This window comes from Curtobacterium sp. PsM8, assembly GCF_030433875.1.
Classification (GTDB): domain Bacteria; phylum Actinomycetota; class Actinomycetes; order Actinomycetales; family Microbacteriaceae; genus Curtobacterium.
The window spans coordinates 1-243 of record NZ_JARUXD010000176.1 but is presented as its reverse complement, the minus strand read 5'-3'; the positions used below and the strand labels follow the sequence as shown (position 1 = coordinate 243).

The 243-nt window shown below is 43.6% G+C and carries 1 protein-coding gene; it reads left to right on the top strand.

Going from position 1 to position 243, the window contains the following annotated elements; genetic code table 11:
• A partial coding sequence (locus tag QCD68_RS17270; RefSeq protein WP_301223901.1) for an amidase family protein occupies positions 1–243 on the top strand: 243 nt, incomplete at both ends.

Here is a 243-nt window from a genome sequence, read left to right as displayed (position 1 = left end):
CCCAGAGGTTAAGGAAACCATTCTAAATGCCGCTAAACACTTTGAAAAATTGGGTGCTATCGTCGAAGAAGTCAGCCTTCCTCACTCTAAATACGGTGTTGCCGTTTATTACATCATCGCTTCATCAGAAGCTTCTTCAAACTTGCAACGTTTTGACGGTATCCGTTACGGCTACCGCGCAGAAGATGCGACTAATCTTGATGAAATCTATGTAAACAGCCGTAGCCAAGGTTTTGGTGAAGA